The 10,193-nt window shown below is 34.5% G+C and carries 6 protein-coding genes; all 6 read left to right on the forward strand.

Going from position 1 to position 10,193, the window contains the following annotated elements:
* The first annotated feature begins 272 nt into the window (after positions 1-272).
* The 6 genes from DER71_RS11250 to carB all read left to right on the forward strand — a co-directional run bounded on the left by DER71_RS11250 (position 273) and on the right by carB (position 9,970).
* Positions 273-1,001, forward strand: coding sequence for an aspartate/glutamate racemase family protein (locus DER71_RS11250; protein WP_114458479.1), 729 nt, complete (start codon positions 273-275; stop codon positions 999-1,001).
* A 222-nt stretch (positions 1,002-1,223) separates the two neighbouring features.
* Positions 1,224-4,379, forward strand: a complete 3,156-nt coding sequence (locus DER71_RS11255; protein WP_114458480.1) for an SNF2-related protein — start codon at positions 1,224-1,226, stop codon at positions 4,377-4,379.
* A gap of 73 nt (positions 4,380-4,452) precedes the next feature.
* Positions 4,453-5,571, forward strand: a complete 1,119-nt coding sequence (locus DER71_RS11260) for an alanine racemase (RefSeq protein WP_114474645.1) — start codon at positions 4,453-4,455, stop codon at positions 5,569-5,571.
* Positions 5,572-5,687: 116 nt separating this feature from the next.
* Positions 5,688-5,822 carry a hypothetical protein gene (locus DER71_RS12405; protein WP_255416570.1) on the forward strand — a complete coding sequence of 45 codons (135 nt, stop codon included), beginning with the start codon at positions 5,688-5,690 and terminating at the stop codon, positions 5,820-5,822.
* Between the two features lie 628 nt (positions 5,823-6,450).
* Positions 6,451-6,960: a carbamoyl-phosphate synthase domain-containing protein gene (locus DER71_RS11265; protein ID WP_114474646.1), complete on the forward strand. Its 510-nt coding sequence runs from the start codon at positions 6,451-6,453 to the stop codon at positions 6,958-6,960.
* A gap of 31 nt (positions 6,961-6,991) precedes the next feature.
* Positions 6,992-9,970 carry a carbamoyl-phosphate synthase large subunit gene (gene carB / locus DER71_RS11270; RefSeq protein ID WP_114474647.1) on the forward strand — a complete coding sequence of 993 codons (2,979 nt, stop codon included), beginning with the start codon at positions 6,992-6,994 and terminating at the stop codon, positions 9,968-9,970.
* Positions 9,971-10,193 lie beyond the last annotated feature (223 nt).

Here is a 10,193-nt window from a genome sequence, read left to right on the forward strand (position 1 = left end):
TAATTTCAATATTAGTAGTCCCATTTTTTCTAATAAACTTATTACTACGATAAGAATTTTGAGTATCCTTTTTAGATTTAAACTGGGGAAAATCACCCTTTCTATTTTTTTAGATACAGCATCTACATGGAGTCTCTGCTGTATAATTTTGTGTAATTACTATTATTATAAAGGAAAAGGACTCATATTTCTATGTTTTTAGAGAAAAATCTTAATAAAAAATACAAAACACACCTAATTATGATATAATAATTAACGAGGGAGGAAAAATTATGCTTTATAAAGCTAATAAAAATCAGATGAATTATGGTGAAGCTGTTGGAATTTTGCTTCTGGATTATGCTGCACCTTTTATACCTGGAGATGTTGGTAATGCCAGCACCTTTGACTATCCGGTTAGATATAAACTTGTAAAAGGAGTGAACTTTAAACAGCTGCTGGAAAAAGATAAAAGTGGTCTGGAAGTCATAATTAAAGCAGCAAAGGAACTGGAACGGGATGGTGTAAGGGCAATAACAGCTGACTGTGGTTTTTTTGCTCTTTTTCAGAAAGAGATAGCAGAAGCGGTTGATATACCGGTGTTTTTATCAAGCCTGCTCCAGATTCCATTTATTTCTTCTATACTTGATAAAAACAGCAAAGTAGGAGTAATAAGTGCAGAGTCCAGCAAGCTGGATGATGATTTTCTTAAGGCAGTAAATGCTGATCCTGATGATATTGTATTAAAAGGTATGGAAGATAAAGAATCTTTTCGAAAAACAGTTATTGAGGAATGTGGAGAACTTGACTCAGAGCAGATGGAAAAAGAGGCGGTAGAAGCTGCTGAAGAACTGGTAAGAGAAAACCCTGAAGTAAAAGCAGTGCTATTGGAATGCAGTATGCTGCCACCATATGCGAAAGCTATTCAGGATAAGGTAAAGCTGCCGGTATTTGATTTTATTACAATGATAGATTATGTATTCAGTGCTTTAGTGAAAAAGAAATATGATGGGTTTATGTAGTTAAAAATATTGAAAGCAGTATAAATTCTGTAAGATAAGTTTTTGCGGAAAAAGTAACATGAGATTGCTGTTAAAAAGTAAAATAATTTTACATTAAATAAAAAATAAAATTATTAAGAGTACGCATATATATAAAACACCTTTCATATGAGAGGTGTTTTTCTCTTCCTGGTATGATAAAATAAACATAAGTGCAAATTTATATAAGCAGGAGATGTAAAAATGATAGATGAAAATATTATCAGAGAATTGGTGCCTGACAGTATTTACAGAAGAGGATTAAAATACTATCATCAGGGTTATATTAAAAGATATTTTCCAAAGGTCACGGGAGAAAACGAATTTCAGATAAATGCTCAGGTAAGTGGAACTAGAGACTATGAAGTTGAACTTTATCTGGAGTTTTATGGAGATAAGTATTACATTGATGGTGTCTGCAGCTGTCCTTATGACTGGGGAGAATACTGCAAGCACGAGATAGCGGTTTTATATAAGTTTTTTAGTGAAGATTATAATAAGCTGCGGCAGCAGAACTCTATAAACTACAACTATCAAAAGCTGATAGAGCTGACTGAACGATTTAATCCGGATAAAAAACCGAAACTTGAATACAGATTAAAGGGAGTTCTGGACCAGAGTTTGAGCAACTTTAAACTTATCATAATATCTGATCAAATTTCCGATTCTGAAATGAATGATATTATAGAAGCTTTAAATGGAGACCTTGTTTTTCTTTTTAAGGAAAATATATTTGAGAGGAATTTTACTGATAAAGAACTGCAGATGGTAGAAAAACTCAGCAGCCTGGATAAAACAAAGGGGAGAGAAAAACACTCACTGCTTTTAACTAAAAATGAGGATAATTTTGAATTTCTACTTAAACTTATTGAAAATTACAGTGTAGTTATGGATGAAATAAAACAGCAGGCTGAAAGTGGCAAAACACTTTATCCGAAACTTAAGCTGACAGGTGATATAGAAAAAATAAAACTAATGACAGTAGATCCTGGTTATCCTATTTACAGTAATCAGGAAGAAAATCTATTCTGGTCTGTGATAGAAAATAAAGTGCATCCGGTTGATCTTTCAGGATATAATGAACTTGATAAAAACATTGATATTCCTGAAAAAAGAAGAGGGGAATTTCTTTTTGAAATGCTGCCTGTGCTGCAGAAAAATACACCTCTTGAAATAAAGGGGAACCTTACAAAATATCAATTGATAAAGGAAGAACCGGATGTCAGTATAAAGCTTGATTACAGTGAAGAGAAGATTTTATGTGATATAAAAGTTAACTTTTCTGGTGAAGATTACTGTAATACTGAACTTTTAGGTCTTGATATGGAAAAAAATAATTATATTCAGTCAGAAGAAGATCCATATACCTGGTATACAAAAGACATCCGAGAGTTTTCTAAAATAATTCGATTTTTAGAAGATTATAATTTTACTGTAAGACCAGATCGGTTTATTTTGAAAAATGAATCTGATATCCAAAATTTTATAACCGATGGACTTCCACATATACCGGAAGAATGGGAGGTTAAGACCACTGACTCATTTGATGAAATAGAAATTAAAAATATAGAACTTGAGCCGATTATAGAATTTTCTGATGGGGAAGGGATAAACTGGTTTGATTTCAAAATAAGCTATAATCTTGGAGGTAAAACTTACAGCAGGCAGGAACTTAAAAAAATGATTTCTTACAATAGAACAGGAGAAGCATATGTAAAGATAGATAAAAAATACTTTGTTATTAATATGGGAGAAAAAGAAAAGAGTATTGACCACATATTGGATCATTCTGAAAAATCTTCAGATGGGGAATACCGCAGCCGCTACCACAATCTGCTTTATTACAGAAATATGCTGCAGAAATCCGGAATAAAATTTGAAGGCAGCAGAGTTTTCAATGAACTGGATAAGGAAATTGGCAGCAGTAAAGCAGTTAAAAAAAAGGAAATTCCATCAGAAGTTAAAGATATACTGAGAGATTATCAAAAAGAAGGATTTTACTGGCTTAATTTTCTCCAGAAGTTCAATTTTGGTGGAATACTTGCAGATGATATGGGTTTAGGTAAAACACTGCAGATGCTGACATTAATTAAAAGTGTATCTCCTCAGCAGCCGGTACTGGTAGTATGCCCCAGAACTTTAATCTATAACTGGAAAGAGGAATCAGATAAATTTTTTGATAATCTAGAAACACTTGTATATTACGGAACACCAGATGAAAGAGATGATATGAGGAATTCTTTTTCTGAGTATGAGCTAATAATCTCTTCATATTCAGTTATCAGCAGGGATATCAAGAAGATTAATCAGGAGAAGCTGAAGTTTTCTCTGGCCATACTTGATGAAGCACAGCATATAAAAAATCACAGGACAAAAAGGGCGAAATCGGTAAAGAATATAAAGGCTGATACAAAACTGGCTCTTACAGGAACACCGCTGGAAAATTCTGCTGCCGAACTGTGGTCTATATTTGATTATCTGATGCCGGGTTATCTGGGGAATTACAGCTATTTTAATAAAAATTTTTATACACCGATATCTAAAAATAATGACCAGCAGAAAATGAAAGAATTAAAAGAACGGGTAGCTCCTTTTATACTGCGCCGACGTAAAGAAGAAGTTCTGGCAGAACTGCCGGAAAAAATTATAAATATTCAGCCTGTAAATATGACACAGCTGCAGGAAGACAGTTATCAGATGGTTCTGGATGAAGTGAAAAATAATTTGAAAGTGACTGTTGAAGAAAGAGGTTTTGAACGCTCTCATATCAATGTGCTGACAGCTCTGACAAAGCTAAGGCAGATATGCAACCATCCCTCTTTAGTGCTGGGAAATGAAGGTTTAAAACACAATTCCGGTAAGCTGGACACCCTGGAGGAACTTGTAAATGATGCAGTAAGTGGTGGGCATAAAGTTATAGTTTTTAGCCAGTTTGTTAAAATGCTAAAATTGATAGAAGAACACTTTGAAAAAAATTATATCAATTATGAATATCTAGATGGTAGTACGAGAAATAGGATGGAAAGAGTGAATAATTTTAATAATAATGAGAATATAGATGCTTTTCTTATAAGCTTAAAAGCAGGAGGTATTGGCCTTAATTTGACTTCTGCTGATATAGTAATACATGTTGATCCCTGGTGGAATCCAATGGTAGAAAGGCAGGCTTCGGATCGGGCCCACAGAATTGGACAGGAAAATAGAGTTATAGTATATAAACTTATAACAAAAGGTACAGTGGAAGAAAAGATGCTTAAACTGCAGCAGAAAAAACAGGATTTATTTGATAATATAATTGAGAACAATGTCAATCCAATCAGTGCAATAACCTGGGAAGATATTCAGGAACTTCTCAGTTAAAATAAAATGTAAATAAGGGACTTCTGACAGTGCAAAAAACGCACAGTATAAATAAATCTAAGGATGTGTAAATATGGTAAAAAGAGAATTTTCAACTCCATCTTTTTTTGTTGATTTGGATATACTTGATATGAATATTGAATCTATGGCAGAGATGTGTAAAAAAAATAATAAAGAACTTTGGCCAATGGTAAAAACACATAAAAGTATGCAGATTGCACAAATGCAGGCTAAAAAAGGTACAGCTGGATTTCTGGCTGGGACTGTACTTGAAGCAGAAAAACTGGTGGAGGCAGGGTTTGACAGTATTGCACTGGCCTATCCTGTTGTTGATGAAAAGAATATTTCAAGAATTATTGAACTTCTTAAAAAGGCGGATATCATTCTGGCTTTTGATGGGGAAAATGCTGCCGAAAAGTTTGACAGACTTCTGGCAGAAGAAAAAATAAAAGCAGAATATCTTATAATAATTGATTCTGGTTTACACAGGCTGGGAGTAAAATCGGAAAAATCAGCTGAACTGGCAGAAAAATTAAAGAAATATGACAACCTTATACTGAAGGGAATATGCACTCATCCCGGTCAGGTTTATGGAGCTGCAAATATGGCAGAAGTAAAAAAAGCTGCTGCTGAAGAGGTGGAAGCGGTAGAAGCGGCTGTAAGAAATTTAGAAGAAAATGGTTTTAATATTGAAATGGCAGCAACAGGAAGTACTCCCACGGCGAACTTTGCTGCTGAATCTGATGTTATTACAGTTTTGAGGCCGGGCAACTATGTGTTTTATGATAATATGCAGGCAGCTGTCGGGGTTGTGCCGCTGGAAAGGTGTTCATTAACAGTTATGGCATCAATTATTTCTCAGCCTGCTGATGATCTGTTTATTCTAAATGCAGGGAGCAAATGTCTGGGTCTGGATAAGGGTGCACATGGTAATTCAAATATTAAAGGCTATGGTGTTGTAAAAGACCATCCAGAATTATTAATTACTGGTTTATCAGAAGAAGTTGCTAAAGTTAAAATTAAAGATAAAACTGAGCTGAAAGTTGGAGATAAGGTAGAGATTATCCCCAATCATTCCTGTTCTGCTGCTAATATGACAGATTATCTGCTCGGACATAGAAAAGGGAAAATAGAGAAAATAATTTATATAGATGCACGGGGAGGAAGTGGAAAGCCTCCAGAGATTAATTAATAATTTGTCGTTAAGTAAGCTGAAATTTTAATTATATGATTGTCAATAAGCCTACCAATTCAAGAGCAAAGATTGGATATAAAGATTTTAGCAAATAATATTTCTGGAGGTGCAGTTTGCTTAAACATAAAAAGAAATTAGGATTAATAATCGGAATAGTGACTGCAGTAATTATAGCAAATGGTAATTTTGATGGACTATCAGCTGAAGGGTCAGGTTTAAATCCACTTGTACCTGCTTTACTGGTTTAATATAAAGATATTTAATCCTGCTGGAATTTTCTGGCAGGATATTTATTTAAAGAAATATATTCTAATCATAGACTTTCCCCATTTTTTATATACTGCTGCAAAAAGGGGAGATGCAGGAATATTGAAATTTTTAGTCAATGAATCTTAACGAAATGAAGGAAGAAATAGGGTTGAACTGCAGGATGGAGTGAGCTAATCATGAGTCAGGAGGACTCATTGATTAGTGTGCCCTATTTCACACCCGAATTGAGTTTTAGATAAATCTAAAAATTTCGTTGATGACTAAAGCCCCCTTTTTGCAGCTTGAAAATAAATTTTGGGGAAACTCCTTATTCTAATCTGCTTGACTTATGTATGATGCTATGATATTATTGGCGAAAATAAATTGTTCTTTAAATTAGTCCAGAGAGGCTAGTAAGGAAAAATATAGACAAAATTCCCTTCTTGCTTGCCGTAAGAAGATTTTTTATTTAAAACTTAATATTATTTCCCTTTAAATCAGTCCAGAGAGACTGAAAAGGAGATATTTAAGAGCAAGGTAATATTTCGCCCTGCCAATTTAACTTCTTATCAGTTTATCTGGTGAGGAGTTTTTTTATTTCTAAAATATTTTAGCAGGAGGCTGATAATGAAGAAAGCTAGGCTTGTTTTAGAAGATGGCAGTATTTTTAAAGGCAGCATATTTGGAGCAGAAAATGAAGCAGCTGGTGAAGTGGTCTTTAATACCAGTATGACAGGATATCAGGAAATATTAACCGATCCCTCATACAAAGGTGAGATAGTCTGTATGACATATCCGCTGTTTGGAATCTGTCTCGGCCATCAGCTTTTGGGAAAAGCCTGTGGGGCGAAAACCTTTAGATTGAAATTTGGACACCGTGGAGCAAATCATCCTGTTAAAGACCTCAAAACAAATAAAGTTTATATAACTTCTCAAAATCATGGATTTGCACTTGATGATAAATCACTTTCAGAACTTGATTTAAATTTAACACATGTAAATGTTAATGACGGTACTGTTGAGGGTATTGAACACAAAAAGTATCCAGCTTTTTCGGTACAATATCATCCGGAGGCTTCACCTGGCCCGGAAGATTCGCATTATTTATTTGATCAATTTATGGAAATGTTTGATTAAAGATAATAAAACAGCACAATAGGGGGAAAATATGCCGCTGAGAAAAGATATCAAAAAGGTAATGGTTATTGGTTCAGGTCCAATTATTATTGGTCAGGCAGCAGAATTTGATTATTCGGGAAGTCAGGCCTGTCGTGCTTTAAAAGAAGAGGGTATTGAAGTTGTACTCATAAATAGTAATCCAGCAACAATTATGACAGATGAAAACATGGCAGATCGAGTATATATTGAACCTTTAACTCTGGAGAGTATTACAGAGATTATAAAAAAAGAAAAACCGGATGGGTTGATTCCAACTTTAGGTGGTCAGATTGCTTTAAATCTGGCAATTAATCTGGCAGAAACAGGTATATTAGAAGAGTTAAAAGAAATTGCTGTACGGGGATTTAAACACAGTTTAATTGGACAAATTTTGATAGAAAAAAGTATTAAAGGCTGGAAAGAAATTGAATATGAAGTTATGCGGGATGCCGGTGATAACTGTATAGTTGTCTGTAATATGGAGAATTTTGATCCGGTTGGAGTACATACCGGTGACAGTATAGTTGCTGCTCCCAGTCAGACTTTAACAGACAAAGAATATCAGATGTTTAGAAGTTCAGCCCTGAAAATAATAAAAGCTTTAGGAATTGAAGGTGGCTGTAATGTTCAGTATGCACTGGATCCAGAAAGCTTTCAGTATTATATAATAGAGGTTAATCCCAGAGTAAGCCGCTCCAGTGCACTTGCATCTAAAGCAACAGGATATCCAATTGCAAAAGTGTCGGCTAAGATTGCTTTGGGATACAGGCTGGATGAAATAAAGAATGCGGTGACAGGTGAAACTACAGCCTGCTTTGAGCCAGCCCTGGATTATGTGGTATTTAAGATTCCACGCTGGCCTTTTGATAAATTCCATTATGCTGATCGAAAACTTGGAACTCAGATGAAGGCCACAGGTGAAGTTATGGCACTGGAAAGAAGTCTGGAAGCCTCTATGCTGAAGGCAGTCAGATCAATGGAGATTGGCTGCAGTGGTCTTTATATAGAAGAAAGTAAAGATTTAAGTGATAAGGATATCAGAGAACTTCTCAAAAAAGCAGATGACAGCAGATTGTTTATTATAGCTGAAGCTATGCGCAGAGGTTGGACTGTAGAAGAAGTATTTCAGATAACTGAAATAAGCACATTTTTTCTTAATAAAATAAAAAATATAATTGATATAGAAAAAGAGTTAAATAAAGTTAATAGTGAAGAACCGGACAGGCAGCTGCTGAAAAAAGCAAAAGAAAAGGGTTTTTCGGATAGAGAGATCGGTATTTTTACCGGGAATACAGAAGCGAAAATTAAAAACATTAGAGAAAAGTATAAATTAAAACCAGTTTACAAAATGGTTGACACATGTGCGGCAGAGTTTGAAGCAGAAACACCTTATTATTATTCATCTTACGAAGAATATAATGAAGCAGAAGCAGCTGCGGAGAAAAAAGTAATTGTTCTCGGTTCTGGGCCTATTCGAATTGGTCAGGGTATAGAATTTGATTACTGCAGTGTTCACTCGGCCTGGGCACTTGCTGAAGCTGGATACGAATCTATCATTGTAAATAACAATCCAGAAACTGTAAGCACTGATTTTGATACTTCAGATAGATTATATTTTGAACCACTTACAAAAGAAGATATTATACACATTGTAGATAATGAAAATCCGGAAGGGGTAATTGTCCAGTTTGGGGGTCAGACAGCAGTAAATTTGAGTAAAGATCTGGCAGATGAAGGGGTTAATATACTTGGCACACCAATAAATTCAATCGATCTGGCAGAAGATAGAGAACGATTTATTAAATTGTTAAAGAAAATCAATATTCCCGTTCCAGATGGCAGGATGGCACTGTCGCTGAATGAAGCAGAAAAAATTGCCAAAGAAATAGAATACCCGGTGCTGGTTAGACCCTCTTATGTGCTCGGTGGGAGAGCTATGGAAGTTGTATATAATAAAAATGAATTAAAAGAATATATGGCAAATGCAGTTAAAGTTTCTGCAGACCGGCCGGTATTAATTGATAAGTACTTAATAGGAAATGAAATTGAAGTTGATGCTGTCTCTGATGGTGAAACGGTTATAATTCCAGGTATAATGGAACATATAGAAAAGGCTGGAGTTCACTCTGGAGATAGTATAGCTGTTTATCCTCCACAAAAACTTTCTGAAGAATTAAAAGAAAAGGTGTCCGAATATACCATCAAACTTGCAAAAGAATTAAAAATAAAAGGTGTATTAAATATTCAGTATGTTGTCAGCAATAATAAGGTATATGTAATAGAAGTTAATCCTCGCTCAAGCAGAACAATTCCCTATTTGAGCAAAGTTACTGGTGTACCAATGATAGAGCTTGCCACAAAAGCTATTCTGGGCCATAAACTAAAAAAGCTAGGATGGAATAGTGGAATTATTCCTGAAAAACCCCATACAGCTGTAAAAGTTCCGGTCTTTTCGTTTTCCAAACTTGCCAGGGTTGACACCAATTTAGGTCCAGAGATGAAATCCACGGGAGAAGTTTTGGGACTGGCAGAAGATTATGAGACAGCATTATATAAAGGTTTAACAGCAGCAGGAATAGAAATTCCTCAAAAAGGAAAAATACTTGCCACAATTGCAGATGATGATAAAAAGGAAGCCTTAAAATATCTTAAAAAATTTGTTAAACTTGGATTTGCGGTGGCTGCAACTGAAGGAACAGCAGCTGTGCTTAAAGAAGAAGGTATTAAAGTTGAAGATATCAAGAAGATATCTGAGGGATCACCGAACTCTGTTGAAAAAATATTTGCCGATGAAATAGACCTGGTAATAAATACGATGACAAAGGGGAAAATACCGGAAAGAGATGGATTTAAAATCAGGCGGGCGGCAGCAGAAATGGGAATTCCATGTCTTACATCACTGGATACTGCAGCAGCAATGCTTAGAGTATTAAAGACTATCAATTCAGAAGAAAAGATTGAGTACAGAGCACTACAGGATTATAATTAAAGCAAAATAAATTTTTATAATTATGAATAAAATCCTCTGTTAAATAATATTCCTAATGCTGAATAATATTTTTATCTTCAATATAATTTAAAAAATGTAACTTTATAATTAAAAATGTAACTTTATAATGATTGTAACACAAAAAGCATATAATATTTTCCAATTTACATGTTTCAAATACTAAAATAAGTCTTCTAAACACAACAATAAAAGCATTTAAAAC

Source organism: Halanaerobium sp. DL-01, from assembly GCF_003338615.1.
GTDB lineage: Bacteria > Bacillota > Halanaerobiia > Halanaerobiales > Halanaerobiaceae > QPJE01.